Origin of the sequence: Paenibacillus sp. NPDC058898, assembly GCF_049316025.1 — a bacterium.
GTDB lineage: Bacteria > Bacillota > Bacilli > Paenibacillales > Paenibacillaceae > Paenibacillus_AQ.
This window is the reverse complement of record NZ_JBMOSM010000001.1, coordinates 781,330-796,129: the sequence shown is the minus strand read 5'-3', so window position 1 is coordinate 796,129 and position 14,800 is coordinate 781,330. Positions and strand designations below refer to the sequence as shown.

The following is a 14,800-nucleotide window of genomic DNA, read 5'->3' as shown; positions in this document are numbered from 1 at the left end:
AGGAGTCATAACTGTAAGCTGCAAGGGATTTTGTTGAACGAATCGAGTCGGAGATAGGGTACCGACTACGATTATGTCCGTCGAACCTAGGCGAGAACGGGGCATTCAGCGATGAGTGCGGGCTGAATTAAAGGAGGAAGTAGTATCATGGCATTGATTGTGTTTACTTTCATCGGGGTGTTTATCGGCGTATTATCCAGCCTTTTCGGCCTAGGTGGCGGCTTCGTTGTCGTCCCAATTCTATATGTTTTCCTTCCTCACGTTGTTCCTGCGGAATATGTTATGCATACAGCTGTGGGAACATCGCTGGCTGTCATGATTATAAATTCAACGAATTCCACCTATAATCATTCGAAGCAAGGTAATATCAATTGGATGGTATTTAGACAATTAGCCGGTTTTATCGCATTAGGCGCTCTAATCGGCGGGCTGTTGGCCCGCTATATCGATGGTGGATTGCTCAAATGTGCATTTATTATGCTACTTTGTTATGTCATTATATCTAATTTGTACAAGAAAACAGCGAATAGTAACGATGAATACCCGATCTCTCCTCTGCCAGGACGCATGTCCCGTTTCGTTATTGGATCGTTCATTGGCATTATTTCAACGTTGCTAGGGATTGGCGGTAGCGTTATGACGATCCCATACCTTAGAAAATATGGGATGCGGATGCTGCATGCGGTCGCTCTAGCTACACCACTAGGTCTGCCTGTCGCTATTGTCGGTGCATCCACTTATCTTGCTTCAGGATTACGGGTAGCTGGCATGCCAGATTCGACCATTGGATTTATTTATATACCTGCATTGATTGGATTTTCGCTTGGGGGGCTGATAGGAGTACCAATCGGGAGAAGGTGGGCTCAGAAAATTCCAGATACTTTGTTTTTTAGAATTTATTTATGGTTACTTATCATCGTGGTCATTACGATGATTATAGAATAACCCATCAAACATGATGACTTGTTCAATGAACCATTCGGCAATATAAATGGATTTTGGCGTATAAAGTTTGTCTTTGATATCGGCCCTCATCGAGATATTTTGATATAGAAAGAGGTATAATAAAATAATTGAATAATCAAGTACAACGCGATATTCTCGTTATTTATAAAACACGAAGGAGGGAATTTTATATGCAATATGGACCTGATCCTAATGCAATCTACCCAAATGAGGCAATTAAAAGTATATGTTATATTAAAAACGTTGTAACTCGCTCAAATATTATGATCGGTGACTACACATATTATGACGACATCAACGGGGCTGAAAAGTTTGAAGAGCATGTCACACATCACTATGAATTTATTGGAGATAAGCTGATTATCGGAAAATTTTGCGCAATAGCAAAGGGTATTGAATTTGTAATGAATGGGGCAAACCATAGAATGTACAGCGTTACTACCTATCCATTTAACATTATGGGCCATGGTTGGGAGAAAGCGACTCCGACCCTGGCCGACTTACCCCTTAAAGGTGATACTGTAATTGGAAACGATGTATGGATCGGTCAAAATGTGACCGTAATGCCCGGTGTACATATTGGAGATGGAGCAATTATTGCAGCCAATTCTGTTGTTGTAAAGGATGTTCCCCCTTACCATATTGCAGGCGGGAATCCTTGCAAAGTCATTAAGCAAAGATTTGACGATGAACTCATCGATTATCTCCTTCTCATTAAATGGTGGGATTGGCCTGTTCGTAAGATATTTGATAATCTTGAAACTCTATGCAGCGGGGATCTGACAAAAATCAAAGGAATTTAAGGGGGTGGCTCACAATGCGAACATCCATTTTCAGGCGTTTGTAGCTAAAGCTCCAAACTACTTGACAGCCCCGTTACATGTTCAAGCTTTTGCAGGTCAACCTATCAGCAGATAATTAACGATCTACAAGTAATGTAAGGCCGCCCATAGGTTGGCCTTTTTTTGCTTTGCTTATCTACATACTGCTACATTTATATTTACTGAAATGTGGCAGCAGATTCTCCTTCACTGGCAGCACTGAACCAGAGCCACGCGGGTTTGCGGGCTCTGGTTTCTAATATTATTGAACTTCACACGTTTTTGTCTCTAGCTGTTCGCTAAATTAAAGATGCGTTGATTAACGTTATCCTTGAATATGCCCCCATGATAACAAATGACGGTTTGTATATCGTAGGAGATGAATTTTTCCAATGACTTTTTAGCCAAATCCACATCAACGCAGTTACCAGGCTCTACGAAATTCCCCTCTTCAATCATAAAAGCGTCTCCTGCAATAAGGATTAAGATAAAGGCTAATATGTCCGGGTGTGTGACCCGGGGTATGGATGACTGTAATTCCACCGAAGATAGGGATCTCATCTCCGTCAGCTACGGTTTGGTCAATCTTTGCTGTTGGTGGATTTTCAAACACTTGAAGGATGGCTTCGCGTCTCTCTGGTGATACCTTAACAGGGATCAGACCACTAATTTGTTCGATTCCGGATTCGGGCATCATCAGTATCGCCTATTTGAATATACTTGGTGCGGAGCTCGTGCCGAAGCTCATACGCGGTTTCCAACAACGTTACCCTAAGATCAGATTTGAGTTGGTACAAGGCAATCACACGTTCATTAGCAATCGGATGGAAAACGGAGAATGCGACTTACTGATTTCGTCAGCGAAGTTGGAGTCGGACGCTTACGAGTGGATTCCGATGAGGACAGTTCCTTTGTATGTGGTTGTTCCTCTTACTCATCGTTTTGCGCAGCGGAAGGCTATCAACCTAATGGAATTGGAAAGCGAACCGTATGTGGAAGTAAAACATCACTGCGGGCTGAAAACAACGCTGAACACTTGCTTCCAACAGATCGGATTTACACCGACTGCTGCGTATGAAGCGGAAGACTTGATGACGGTAGCGGGCTTTGTGGCGGCAGGGCTCGGTGTCTCGATACTCCCTAAGACACACGGTTTGATGCTAAACGGGTTGGTATGGCTACCGATCAAGGATGAGGGAAGTTGCTGCGATATCGGCCTTGTCATGAAGCGAGGCGGATATCTCACACCGGCGGCGAAACGATTTTCGGATTATGTACAGGTTACGGTTTCCGATCGCTCATAAAATGCTAACTGGATCCCATAAATGAATCAATAATGGAAAAACGAATTGAAAAGCTATTGATACTTTGACGGAAACAACCAGCGTTCACTTTTTGTGTTTCTAAACCCTTACTTGGGTAATAACTCATAATTGATCATATTAATGTGAAGAAACACAAAACGATGTTTTCTCAACAATACTCAATGACGCTAACCGATTGCAAATATCGTAAAATCAGTAGCTGTCTGATCATCAAGTGCAGTCGTGAAGCGTGCATGAACTAAATACAGGAAGGCGTGATTTAACGTGTATCCAAGACACTCTGCATATATGAGGATTTCAATTTTCATCATGGTTCTAACGCTTACGGCATGCTCTGGAGCAGCTGAGCCTCCCGCCAGTCCAGAAATATCAACACCGGTCAATGAACAGGTCACGGCTCCTGAAACCGAGAACGAGCAAGCTTCCGAAGGGACGCGTCCGCAGAGCGAAAACTTTGATTTGATGACGGGTGAGGGTAACCAGTCACTTACAGCCACCTTGCATCAGGGAGAAGATTTTTCCTTATACGTATTCGAAAAGTTTGCTTTCGACGCTGCCGAAGGACGCCTATTTCTTAGCAGCAATCCAGAATACTATGTTGATATTGAGTCACTGCCTACAAATTATGACCTAACGCAGCTTAAAGCTGCAGGAAAAAAGGAATTGGAAGAGTTCGGCGAAGTATCCGATTTTAGTGGAGAGCTCGTCGAGCATCCACTAGGTTCCGCCGAGCTCTACCTACAAACCTCGAGTGGTGAAGGGATAAACGATTATATCGTGTGGCAGTCTGAAACAGGCGACGCATTCCTGTTCCGCCTTCACAATCCAAAAGGCGAAGAGGCTTCGGATTTTGCCGGTCCGGTCCTCGTTTCGTTATCTACGGTTCAAAGCGATTCAAAATGAATGAAGTTTTGCACCGATGATTCCAGAAGAGACGGGAATCATGCAAGGGCTCGAAAAAGACACTGGATCAGCTGCTTAAGTTCTGCCTGAGGTCAAGAACATTGTGCCGTAGCTGTTGATGTTGTCAACAGAAAATATAAACACCAGACTGACGACCGGTTTTAGCTAACGGGCAGAACTGCTCAGCAAGCACAACTACACAAAAAGGAGGTCGACCAGTAAGTTCTGGTGACCTCAGTTATGATCTATCCGTCTGTGCTAAGCGCCAACAAGCGTTTCAGGCTATCATCAATAAATTGATTATCGGCAGGGTTGATTCCGCGACCAGCAATATGGCCCCAGATCGAATCGATCGGATTAAAAACAGCATTAGGTATAAGGTTAGCCTCGTATTCGTTATCGTCCGCCGAGCAGAAGAGATCCGTACTCCCTGGCATGACGTAGGCAAGCGCTTTGATGCTTTTGAGCGCCTTATCGAAGTCTCCGTTATAAGAGGGGTTTGCACTAATATCTGCATTTTGTCCTGTCCATAACATGGCCAATACATTGAGTGGATCCATCTTCATAAAGCTATCTTCCCACACACCAACCACAAAATCCTCCAATGAGTCAAATCCCATCTCACGATAAAGTTCCTCTCTGTAAAACGCCTGCGATAACCCCCATCCCGCATAGACACGGCCAACGGCGCGCATGTCTGCTGAAGTCAACTGGTTTAGTTGACTTGAATCGAAGCGGGCTGCAGACATGAGGGCAGCTTTCATTCCGTCCAGGACCACATACGTGTGGGGCCAAGGCTTGGCAACTCCGGCGAAAGGTGCAATTCGTTCCACCATGTCAGGATAACTTGCTCCCCATTGGAATGCTTGAATGCCTCCCATGGACCATCCAACGACGAGGGCGATTTTTTCAATGCCAAATTTTTCTGTCACCAGCCGATGCTGGAATTGAACGTTGTCATAGATGGTTACCTGCGGAAAATTAGCCCGGTCGAATGGGGGAGGCGTGTTACTGGGTGACGAAGATAATCCGTTGCCCAGCAGATTTGGAACGATAATGAAATATTGTTGCGGATCTAGTGCCATGCCGTTTCCAATCAACCATTCATTCTGAACATGCTGGTCGCCAAAAGCCGTTGGATAGATGATGACATTATCTTTCTTATCATTTAATCTTCCATAAGTTTTATATGCAAGAAAAGCGCTCGGTAACGTCACACCTGATTGCAAGGTTACGTCACCCAAATCAAAAATCTCATAATCCATCGTTTTGTCTCTCCCTTCAAAATGAAACCACACATGCAGTGTGTATTTCTTGTACTAAGTATAGGTCTGTGGTACTCTCAATAAAAGTGAATGAAATTCAAAGTTGTATTCAATATTATTGAAAGTAAGAAGGGGGATCATATGATGGAATTGCGCCAATTGAATACGTTCCGCACGGTTGCATCAACATTAAATTTCACTCGGGCTGCGGAAGTGCTGAACTACGTCCCCTCGAACGTCACGATGCAAATGAAAGCCTTGGAGGATGAGCTTGGTGTTCGTCTCTTTGACCGCTTGGGCAAGCAGCTCGTTCTCACAACTGCAGGTAAACGCTTTTTAATTCAGATCCAAAGTGTTTTAGACAAATTGGACGAAGCCCGCAGCGTCGTTCATGATAATGAAAATCTTATCGGCACCTTAACGATCAGTGCCAATGAGGTTATTTGCGCCTATCGGCTTCCAGCTGTCTTTCAACTATTTCGTTCACACTATCCTGGAGTGCGCCTCATCTTCCGCTCCGTTCCCAATCAAGAACTCAAGCAAGCGCTCTTTGAGGGAGCCGCGGATGTCGTCTTTATGTTGGACGAACCCATTCGCTCGACCGGACTTGAAGTGGAGCCGATGGTGGAAGAAACTTTCCGTTTATTCGCTGCTCCTGACCATCCACTTGTGAAACCAACGGTACTGCAACTGGAAGACTTTCATGGACAAGTATTTCTTACGAATGAAAAGGGATGTCCCTATCGAACCATGTTTGACCGGCAATTTGAGAAAGAGGGCATTGATACGATTACTTATTTAGAGTTTCAAAGTGCCGAAGCCATTAAACAATGTGCAATTTCGGGAATCGGTATTGCCTTTCTTCCTGAAATCGTAACGAAAGCCGAAGTTGAACGTGGCGAACTTGTTGCTCTTCCATGGCAAATTCCGGACTTGCACGTGTATACACAGATGTTATGGCATAAAGATAAGTGGCTTTCACCCATCATATTATCTTTCATAGAAGCAGCAAGGGAAGTTATTGCTATAGAGGAGGAGAATAAAATCGTATAGCTATTATAATTAGCTATATTAGTTAGCTACTTTAGCGAATGATTTTCGGGCCGTGCGGATCTAGGATTCACTGTGTACTGCAAAAAACGCACTGTTATTGGGCCCATGCGGACACACGATTCGCTATTTACCGAAAATCGGTCCATTTGGGAGTCTATCCGGACACATGTTCCGTTAATCTACCCATAACCACAAATTTAGCCTGTGATAACCTACAATAGCGGATCTCATGCCCTCATACATTCGTTAATGAGCAGAAAAAAACAAATAGCGGAACTACAGTCCTCAAACACGGCTAATCCAGAGCAATCGTGCTGCTTGAGAGTCCATGCGGACACACAATCCGCTATTTACCGAAAATAGGTCCATTTGGGAGTTTATCCGGACACATGTTCCGTTAATCTACCCATAACCACAAATTTAGCCTGCGATAACCTACAATAGCGGATCTCATGTCCTCATACATTCGCTAATGGGCAAAAAAAAGAAATAGCGGAACTACAGTCCTCAACCACGGCTAATCCAGAGCAATCGTGCTGCTTGAGAGTCCATGCGGACACACAATCCGCTATTAACTGAAAATCGGTTCATTTGGGAGTCAATCCGGACACACGTTCCGTTAATCTACCCGTAACCACAAATTTAGCCCGCAATAACCTCCAATAGCGGATCTCATGTCCTCATACATCCGCTAATAAGCAGAAAAAAACAAATAGCGGAAATACAGTCCTCACACATCGGGGGGGACGATAAGCTTTAAAAGGGTCGTTGGTTCACTCATCATTCGCCTTGACCATATTAACCTAACTGAAGCACACCATTGAACCACACGGATTTGATTGCCAAGGAATCCGAGATCGTCGTTGTTGGATCACCAAGATTGGAACAGAAACGGGGGATACATCCGTCCCTACCAGAATATCCACATCGGGTTTGTGCAGATCCATGGCGTTTTTAAAGCCTTCAGGAATATTTATTTACCATTTTGAGCAAATAATTACGGAATTCTTCAACATAGGATTGGGGCTCTACGATTTCTAGATTCGTCCCGAAACTTGCTAAAAATTGAAATCCAATACTGTTCTGAGGAATATGGATAGTGGCTAAGAAATATTCAGAGTTAAAGTTTTCAATGCTCTTGCGACCGTATCTTTCAATGAATTGATCTTTTACACTGGGCGCAATCAACGCCTTGATAGCAACAAGTTGAGGTTGATAACCGGCTTCATTTTGTTCAAATACATAATCTCTAGGGATAAAGGTTTCTTCATCCATAATGAGATTATCGATCCTGGATAATTTAAATGTTCTATAGCTCTGACGATGTAAACAGAATCCCTTTAAATACCAACTCGTTTCGCTAAAATGAAGCTGATACGGCTCAACAATTCGATTCGTTATCATGCCATTTTTATCTATATAATCGAATGAAATTAACTTTCTCCCAGTTATCGATTCCTGGCATGTCTTCAAGGTTTGAAGAATCTCGGACCGACCCTCCCAATCATAAAATGATAGTCGGACTGAACTTTTCAGTGACATGGGGTGAACCATGGCTTCCATTTTTTTAATCGTGATTTCAACTTCCTCGCTAATTAGAATTTGTTCCAATCCGCCGAGTGCAGTCAATATATTTTCTAAGTCGGAGCTGCTTAAAAGACGTTTATCCACCTTGTATTCATCCATAATACCGTATCCGCCATGAACTCCATGAACAGAATAGATGGGAATGTTGGATAAGCTCAGTGTTTCCATATCGCGAAGAATCGTTCGTTTGGAAACGTTAAATAATTGTGCGAATTCTTTTGTTGAAACGATATCTTTTTTCAGCAATATCATGATGATAGATATTAATCTCTCAACTTTCTCCATAGCTGCCCCTCTTTTGGTACAAATTTTTAAATGGTGACATGCCTCTGTCACCACTAATAAATTATACTTCATTTATCAAAAGAAGGAGGTACAACTTTATGTCAGCTATTGCATATTTAAACTTTGATGGAATCGCCGAAAAAGCGATTGAGTTTTATTCGGAGGCTCTAAATGCGAACGAGGTAAAAAAAGTGAAATTTAGGGATTTTCCTCAGGATCCAAACTATCCGTTGCCAGAAAATGAACTCGATATGATCATGGAGTCTTCGGTAGAATTTGCAGGCGGGAAAATGATGATGTCGGATATTTTGCCTTCCATGAAGGCGGTGACAGGTGAGCTGGTGAAAGGAAACAACGTACTTATTAGTCTAGTCATGGACGATAAACAAACTTTGGAAGAATACTTTAATCAATTATCTGTTGGTGGCCATGTTGTGATGCCGTTATCTAATACTCCTTGGTCTTCGTGTTTTGGAATGCTGGTTGATCAGTTCGGAGTTGCCTGGAAATTTAATAGTGACGCAGATCGCTTCCTTGATAAAGTCAGTTCAAACAAACAGTAACTCATTCAAAACATGGCCTTCCAATGAAAGGGCCATGTTTTGATATTCTCATTAGAAAGGAGGAGGATGGGGATTAGCTATGGAAATCGAACATGTAATTCCAGTAACATCAAGAGAGGATTTAAGGATTTGGCTGCAGAACCATGGCAAGACTGAGGAGTCTTGCTGGGTCTTGGTTAGTATGACGCCAACCCCTGATAAATTGTTATATTTAGACGTCGTTGAGGAAGCATTATGCTTTGGATGGATTGATAGCATCAAGAAGAAAATTTCTGAAAGAGAGCTAGCTCAGAGACTATCACCTAGAAGTAAGAAAAGTTCATGGACTGAATTAAATAAAGAACGCGTCCGCCGACTTGAAAAGCTGGGGTTCATGAGAGACGAAGGCAGAATGGTTCTTCCTGAGATGGATCACGATTCTTTCAGACTCGATGGAGTTATTGAGCAAAGACTAAAAGAGGAAAAGCAAGTATATGAGAATTTCATGGCATTTCCAGATCTTTATAAAAGAGTTCGGATCGACACGATACAAAGCAATAAGAATCAGCCAGAATTATTTAAGAGTAGATTAGACAAGTTCATAAACAACACGAGAGAGAATAAAATGTACGGTCAATGGAACGATAATGGCCGTCTACTAGACTATTGATATTTCTGGGTTGAAGGCACACAACCTTAGTCCGGTTGAGTACCGAACTAAGGTTGTGTGCCTTACCTATTTTTATCATGGGAACTCTATTGTATTCGACATTATGAAATCAAAAAATTCCTCCCACCACGCCGTTATTTCTGATTTCCATATCTCATCGTCCATTGCTGCTTCTAAACTGAGCAATTCAAATTCATTCCATTTAAATTCAGTATCAGAGCGATTGTTGTATAAATTGAAGACGAATTGATCCTTTCTGCACCTGAAATTGATTTCTCTATCCTATGATATGGATACCTTGCAAGAAAGGAGTTTTTGTGTGTGAAAATGATACAACGCTGGGTAAGCATTTTTTTGTCAACAGTGATACTATCGACCCTCGTCGCCTGTAGTGTGGCTGACAACAAGGGTCAGTCTAAGCTCGGTACGACGCAGGAGCCCAGGAATTGTTCGGCAGCAGCTTGTTCCTAGGCGACTCAATTATCGGAGGACTGACGAACGAGGACCTGCTGCCTGGGGCAAACGTTATGGGGGGATTGGGCGCAACGGTCCAATCTACGCTGGACAACGTCGAAGAGATCACCAGCCGCAAACCGTCGTATGTGTTCCTGTCAATGGGGCAGAACGATCTAGGGGAACCGACGGAGGAAGCGAAGAAGACGTTCATACAGCAATACACCCATCTGGTTGATCGTATAAGGGAACTATTGCCGACGGCGCGCGTGTACGTACTGTCGATTACGCCGGTAGATACCGCAACGCCGTTCAGTGCGACCATGAACCCGTAGATTGAAACATTCAATGCGGCTCTGCAGAAGATGGCGAAGGAGAAGGGAGTAGACTACATTGACCTTGCCCCGATTTTCCGGGAGCACAAGATTCAATACGATGACGGCTCTCATTTCACGAACGCATTTTGCCTTGTCGGATAAGTAGAAATTCGTCGAGAACTATCGCCAGCTGATCAGCAGCATTCGGAACAAGCTGCCCAAGACCGGTCTTTACATCCTGTCGATCCCGCCAGTCGACGAGGAAGCCGTGAAGCAAGAGCCTCGGGATGCGAACATTACGGACTACAACCAAGCACTTGATCCGTTGGCGGATGAAATGAAAGTCGATTGCGTGGACTTGTCAACCTTCTTTGCCGCCAACAAAATCCGTTACGCGGACAACGGCGTTCACTTCAAGCCGGATTTCTATCCGCTGCTTCTGGATTACCTGATGGAATTCGTAAAGGAGGGAAGTGGCAGGTTTAGGAGTGCCGCCAGATATGCGATTTTGGTCCCAAAATAGATTAGAGTTGTATTTAGATAACAACGTTTGTCTAGCATGTGAAAAAGTGCTAATATCCAAATGATGCACATACTGGTGAGTCTAAGGGCTAATGTCATGCTCATTAAAACTTGAGAGGTTGTCACATGTCTAAAACAATAATGATTGTAGAAGATGAGCAGATTTTACGAGAAATCATAAAAGATTATTTGCTTGAAGAAGGTTATGAAGTGCTTGAAGCAGACGATGGAAAAAAAGCTCTGGCCCTATTCCAGGAACATGAGCTGGATCTGATCATTCTGGATATCATGCTCCCTGAATTGGATGGATGGTCTGTATGCAAACGCATCCGAAAAGTATCAAACGTTCCAATTATCATGCTGACGGCCCGTTCGGATGAGGATGATACCTTGATGGGGTTTGAACTGGGAGCCGACGACTACGTAACCAAACCGTACAGCCCTGCAATCCTGCTGGCCCGGGCGAAGCGGCTTTTGGAGAGCAGACAGACCCGGGACCAGGAAGACGATGCATTGTCCAGCAACGGTATTTCCATCCACTTTCCATCCCGAACGGTTACGGTGGATGGGGTAAACTGCAGTTTGACGCATACGGAATTTGAAATTTTGGCTTATCTGATGAAAAACAAAGGAATTATTATCACCAGAGAACAGCTGATTACAAAAATCTGGGGGTATGATTTTGTCGGCGACGATCGGACTGTCAACAGTCATATCCGCAATTTGCGTTCCAAGCTAGGGGAGCATGCCAAGCATATTGCCACGATTGTTCGATCAGGTTATAAATTCGAGGAGAAGTTATGAAAAAAGGCATTGTTCTTAAGCTGTTCCTATTAACGACGGGATTATGTTTGTTCATTCTTGCCGTGATTTTTATAGGGCAAACCGTATTTTTCAAACAGTATTATGTTCACCAGAAAGTGAAGAGCGTTAACAAGGCGCTGCAGGCTTATGAACAAAGCGACTTGAATCGTGCCGCGAACGCCCAAGAGATGGTCAAGCTCGAGCAAGACTTCTATCAAAAGAACAACACATGGATCGCGACGCTGGACGCCCGGGGGAATCTGAAATATACCGAAGATTACATCATGGAAATCAAGCTGGAACATTCGGATGATGCCATGTTCTCCAATAAAACGTTGAACGTACCTCTATACAGTTTTATCAACGTAGAGGACTTCAGCAGCAATAATCCGTTCCTCACTCCTTGGATCAAAGAAGGGGAACCGATTGCGATCGAAGGCTTGATCATGAACAATAAGCCGGTGATCCAGCGGATGGCGAGGCACGCATATAATCTGAGAGAGGAAAACCAGCTGGAAAATCGGCAGATGGTGAACAAAGAGGGCGAGGTCCTCAATCGAACGAACGTGATCCAATATCGTGAAAAATATCCCGGATTTCTGGTCAAAGGAACCATTGCGAAAGTCCGGATACCGAAAGGCGCAGAAGTTTCTCGTTATACGAATCACTTGTTTCTGGACCGTATCAAAGCTTTCCAAGCGGATCTGCTGTACGGCGACTATGATCCTGCCGTGAATTCGAATCGGACTATGGATGTCGAGGAATACCGCGTGGACTATAAAATTTTCGTGGACCGCATTCAAGATGGTGACGGTAATCCGGCATACTTGTTCGCGATGACGTCGCTTCAGCCGGTCAACGAAGCCGCGGGAATGATCCAAAATTATTATGCTTACATCATTATCGCGACGCTTCTCCTCGTGATGCTGGCATCGTTCTATTATTCCCGCCAGATCGCCAGGCCGCTGCTGCGCATCAACCGCACCACCCGGCAAATGGCAGACCTCGATTTCTCGGAGAAAATCCCGATCACATCGAAAGATGAAATCGGAGACTTGTCGCGCAACATTAATGAGCTCTCCGAGCGGCTGCACTCCCATATTCTCCAGCTTGAGCAGGACATCGAGAAAGAGAAGCAGCTGGAGAATACGAGAAAAGAATTTATATCCGGCGTATCCCATGAGCTGAAGACTCCTCTAAGTGTCATTCAGAGCTGCCTGGCCGTTATGAAGGACGGGGTGGCAAGCCATAAAAGGGATTATTACTTCAAGGCGATGGAGGACGAAGTCAAAAGAATGGATCTGCTGATCGTGGATATGCTGGAATTGGCCAAATATGAATCCGGAACGTATACCATGGATATGGATTCTTTTTATATCGACGCCGTTATCGAGCGGGTATGCGCAAAATTGGCTGCGGACATCGAGGCCAAGCAATTACATCTTGATATGTCACTGAAACCTGTCGAAGTGCTCGCAAATGAGCGGCGAATTGAGCAAGTCGTTGTCAATTTCCTCAGCAACGCGATTCGCTATACGCCGGAGCAGGAGTCTATTCTCGTCAGCATCTTGGAAGATGGCGACACCGTTAAAGTATGCATCGAAAATAAAGGAGCGCACATTCAAGGCGAACAGCTTGAGAAGATCTGGGACCGATTTTATCGCGGCGAGCCTTCTCGAAAGCGGTCGACTGGAGGGACCGGGCTTGGCCTCGCCATCTCCAAAAAGATTCTGGAAATGCATGGCGTCCCATACGGTGTCACCAACACTCCCAATGGAGTCCTATTCTATTTTCATTTGAATAAGAAAGCGTAGAACCCGGTTCTGCGCTTTTTTAATTTATGTCTACTGAGAAAGTACGTCGATAGACGTTTTTCTTATGCAAGGAAGCAACCTGCAGCGCAAGGATCTGCAAAGTGTCGTGAAGCGTGCAGCAGACGAGGGACACTATATTGGCGGGCACAGCATGACTCATCAATACAATAAACTGTATGAAGAGAGGCAATTCGTATCTGAGATGAAAGACAACTTGGCGTTCATCCATGAAATTACAGGTAAACAACCGAATTTGGTACGTCCGCCATACGGTTCAGCGCCTGGACTGGACGATAAGATGCTGCGCGACCAAATTGCCCAAGAAGGAATCAAGATTTGGGATTGGACCATTGAATCGAATGATTGGCAACTGAAGGATCACCCGGATCAAATTGTCGAGAATATCAAACAAGCAACAAAAGTCGATTTGGAAGTCGTATTGATGCACGAAAAGCCGCAAACCCTGTAGGTTCTTCCGGAGATCATCGAATTCTACGAAGAAGAAGGCTACCGATTTGGTGTTTACGACGATAACGAGCATTTTCACTTGAATTTTCAAAAGGATCATCGCTTGTAGACGCAGCAATAGCATCCTTTGGAACAGGGAGCTGTTCTTGAAGGTCTCTTATGGACCTGTCAGGAACAGCTTCCTTTTGTTTGCCGCAACCTAAGCCTAATACTCTATGGAAGTTTGATATTATCTGCACCTTATCTTTATCTCTGAAGATTAAACTTTTTTCAGGAGGAGGAGAGAACGTATGAAAAAAGGCAGCTCGATTATAATCACCCTTTTGTCTGTGCTGGTGATCGTTCTGCTGTATCAACTTGTTTCCGGGGAAGGGACAGCAAGCGACCGTAAAACCGGCATGGATGTCCGCTCGGATAAGATAAGAATGCTAGAACACCAGCCAGAAACCCCTTATAAGGTCGTGATTGATTCAGGACATGGCGGTAAGGATAACGGTGCAACGGGAGCCAGTGGAAATTTTGAGAAGGATTTTACGCTGCAGGTAGCGCTTAAAGTAGAAGAACTGGCGAAACAGGAGCCGCAAATTGAGGTGGTTCTCACTCGATCAGAAGATCGCTTTATATCTTCGATTGACCGGGAACGGCCGGAAATCGGCAATCAACTGGGTGCGGATTTGTTCATATCCATTCACGGGAATACGTACGAAGACGCTAGCGTTTCAGGTACTGAAACCTACTATTACCATGAAGATTCCCTGTTCTTGGCGGAAATTTTGCAAAAGCATATCGTCCAAAACAGCGGATTTCGGGACCGGGGAGTAAAAAAAGAGGATTTCTTCGTCTTGAAGGATTCGAACATGCCGGCGGCTCTAATCGAAATGGGGTATTTAACGAATCCGCAAGAAGAGAATGAAATGCTGTCGGATGATTTCCAATACCGGATGGCAAGCTCCATGCTAGACGGAATTAAAGAAGCTCTAAATTTAAATTAAAGAGAGGAACATG

Annotated in this window: 14 protein-coding genes and 2 pseudogenes; 13 read left to right on the top strand and 3 right to left on the bottom strand. The window is 44.1% G+C overall.

Annotation, left to right across the window (positions count from 1 at the left end; translation table 11 throughout):
• Positions 1–147: 147 nt before the first annotated feature.
• Positions 148–945, top strand: a complete 798-nt coding sequence (locus ACOZB4_RS03390) for a sulfite exporter TauE/SafE family protein (RefSeq protein ID WP_379406036.1) — start codon at positions 148–150, stop codon at positions 943–945.
• 191 nt (positions 946–1,136) lie between these two features.
• Positions 1,137–1,769, top strand: coding sequence for a Vat family streptogramin A O-acetyltransferase (locus ACOZB4_RS03385; protein ID WP_379406037.1), 633 nt, complete (start codon positions 1,137–1,139; stop codon positions 1,767–1,769).
• A 306-nt stretch (positions 1,770–2,075) separates the two neighbouring features.
• Here ACOZB4_RS03385 and ACOZB4_RS03380 read toward each other — a convergent pair whose 3' ends face one another.
• Positions 2,076–2,246 carry a hypothetical protein gene (locus ACOZB4_RS03380; protein ID WP_379406038.1) on the bottom strand — a complete coding sequence of 57 codons (171 nt, stop codon included), beginning with the start codon at positions 2,244–2,246 and terminating at the stop codon, positions 2,076–2,078.
• 161 nt (positions 2,247–2,407) lie between these two features.
• On the opposite strand from ACOZB4_RS03380, the gene ACOZB4_RS03375 reads away from it, so the two are divergent.
• Together ACOZB4_RS03375 and ACOZB4_RS03370 are read left to right on the top strand one after the other, a co-directional pair.
• Positions 2,408–3,091 (top strand): LysR substrate-binding domain-containing protein, encoded by a 684-nt coding sequence (locus tag ACOZB4_RS03375; RefSeq protein ID WP_379406039.1) that lies wholly within the window; start codon positions 2,408–2,410, stop codon positions 3,089–3,091.
• A 309-nt stretch (positions 3,092–3,400) separates the two neighbouring features.
• Positions 3,401–4,015, top strand: a complete 615-nt coding sequence (locus ACOZB4_RS03370) for a hypothetical protein (RefSeq protein WP_379406040.1) — start codon at positions 3,401–3,403, stop codon at positions 4,013–4,015.
• A 245-nt stretch (positions 4,016–4,260) separates the two neighbouring features.
• Here ACOZB4_RS03370 and ACOZB4_RS03365 read toward each other — a convergent pair whose 3' ends face one another.
• Entirely contained in the window at positions 4,261–5,280 is a 1,020-nt protein-coding gene (locus ACOZB4_RS03365) for an alpha/beta fold hydrolase (protein WP_379406041.1), read from the bottom strand.
• 144 nt (positions 5,281–5,424) lie between these two features.
• Here ACOZB4_RS03365 and ACOZB4_RS03360 point away from each other — a divergent pair, with 144 nt between their 5' ends.
• Complete coding sequence (locus ACOZB4_RS03360) at positions 5,425–6,333, top strand: LysR family transcriptional regulator (RefSeq protein ID WP_379406159.1); 909 nt, start codon at positions 5,425–5,427, stop codon at positions 6,331–6,333.
• Between the two features lie 963 nt (positions 6,334–7,296).
• On the opposite strand, the gene ACOZB4_RS03355 is transcribed toward ACOZB4_RS03360, so the two are convergent.
• Complete coding sequence (locus ACOZB4_RS03355; RefSeq protein WP_379406042.1) at positions 7,297–8,205, bottom strand: helix-turn-helix transcriptional regulator; 909 nt, start codon at positions 8,203–8,205, stop codon at positions 7,297–7,299.
• Between the two features lie 98 nt (positions 8,206–8,303).
• Between ACOZB4_RS03355 and ACOZB4_RS03350 the strand changes: the two genes are divergently transcribed.
• From ACOZB4_RS03350 to ACOZB4_RS03315, 8 genes and pseudogenes are all read left to right on the top strand, one after another.
• The gene (locus ACOZB4_RS03350; protein ID WP_379406043.1) at positions 8,304–8,768 is read left to right on the top strand and encodes a VOC family protein; all 465 of its coding nucleotides are present in this window, start codon (positions 8,304–8,306) and stop codon (positions 8,766–8,768) included.
• A 79-nt stretch (positions 8,769–8,847) separates the two neighbouring features.
• Positions 8,848–9,417, top strand: a complete 570-nt coding sequence (locus ACOZB4_RS03345; RefSeq protein WP_379406044.1) for a YdeI/OmpD-associated family protein — start codon at positions 8,848–8,850, stop codon at positions 9,415–9,417.
• A gap of 446 nt (positions 9,418–9,863) precedes the next feature.
• Entirely contained in the window at positions 9,864–10,205 is a 342-nt protein-coding gene (locus tag ACOZB4_RS03340; RefSeq protein ID WP_379406045.1) for a GDSL-type esterase/lipase family protein, read from the top strand.
• Between the two features lie 166 nt (positions 10,206–10,371).
• Positions 10,372–10,710: pseudogene (locus ACOZB4_RS03335) on the top strand (GDSL-type esterase/lipase family protein); the annotation flags it as partial.
• A gap of 125 nt (positions 10,711–10,835) precedes the next feature.
• Positions 10,836–11,513: a response regulator transcription factor gene (locus ACOZB4_RS03330; protein ID WP_379406046.1), complete on the top strand. Its 678-nt coding sequence runs from the start codon at positions 10,836–10,838 to the stop codon at positions 11,511–11,513.
• A complete protein-coding gene (locus tag ACOZB4_RS03325; RefSeq protein ID WP_379406047.1) occupies positions 11,510–13,327 on the top strand; it encodes a sensor histidine kinase in 1,818 nt (605 codons plus the stop codon). Before ACOZB4_RS03330 ends, ACOZB4_RS03325 begins: the two co-directional genes overlap by 4 nt.
• Positions 13,328–13,364: 37 nt before the next feature.
• Positions 13,365–13,904: pseudogene (locus ACOZB4_RS03320) on the top strand (polysaccharide deacetylase family protein); the annotation flags it as partial.
• Between the two features lie 181 nt (positions 13,905–14,085).
• Positions 14,086–14,787, top strand: a complete 702-nt coding sequence (locus ACOZB4_RS03315) for an N-acetylmuramoyl-L-alanine amidase family protein (protein WP_379406048.1) — start codon at positions 14,086–14,088, stop codon at positions 14,785–14,787.
• Positions 14,788–14,800 lie beyond the last annotated feature (13 nt).

Bases quoted from the DNA above. Each gene is read 5' to 3' on its own strand.
- ACOZB4_RS03325 (WP_379406047.1), top strand. From the start codon at position 11,510: ATGAAAAAAGGCATTGTTCTTAAGCTGTTCCTATTAACGACGGGATTA.
- ACOZB4_RS03350 (WP_379406043.1), top strand. From the start codon at position 8,304: ATGTCAGCTATTGCATATTTAAACTTTGATGGAATCGCCGAAAAAGCG.
- ACOZB4_RS03385 (WP_379406037.1), top strand. From the start codon at position 1,137: ATGCAATATGGACCTGATCCTAATGCAATCTACCCAAATGAGGCAATT.
- ACOZB4_RS03380 (WP_379406038.1), bottom strand. From the start codon at position 2,246: ATGATTGAAGAGGGGAATTTCGTAGAGCCTGGTAACTGCGTTGATGTG.
- ACOZB4_RS03370 (WP_379406040.1), top strand. From the start codon at position 3,401: ATGAGGATTTCAATTTTCATCATGGTTCTAACGCTTACGGCATGCTCT.
- ACOZB4_RS03375 (WP_379406039.1), top strand. From the start codon at position 2,408: ATGGCTTCGCGTCTCTCTGGTGATACCTTAACAGGGATCAGACCACTA.
- ACOZB4_RS03360 (WP_379406159.1), top strand. From the start codon at position 5,425: ATGGAATTGCGCCAATTGAATACGTTCCGCACGGTTGCATCAACATTA.
- ACOZB4_RS03330 (WP_379406046.1), top strand. From the start codon at position 10,836: ATGTCTAAAACAATAATGATTGTAGAAGATGAGCAGATTTTACGAGAA.
- ACOZB4_RS03390 (WP_379406036.1), top strand. From the start codon at position 148: ATGGCATTGATTGTGTTTACTTTCATCGGGGTGTTTATCGGCGTATTA.
- ACOZB4_RS03355 (WP_379406042.1), bottom strand. From the start codon at position 8,205: ATGGAGAAAGTTGAGAGATTAATATCTATCATCATGATATTGCTGAAA.
- ACOZB4_RS03345 (WP_379406044.1), top strand. From the start codon at position 8,848: ATGGAAATCGAACATGTAATTCCAGTAACATCAAGAGAGGATTTAAGG.
- ACOZB4_RS03315 (WP_379406048.1), top strand. From the start codon at position 14,086: ATGAAAAAAGGCAGCTCGATTATAATCACCCTTTTGTCTGTGCTGGTG.
- ACOZB4_RS03365 (WP_379406041.1), bottom strand. From the start codon at position 5,280: ATGGATTATGAGATTTTTGATTTGGGTGACGTAACCTTGCAATCAGGT.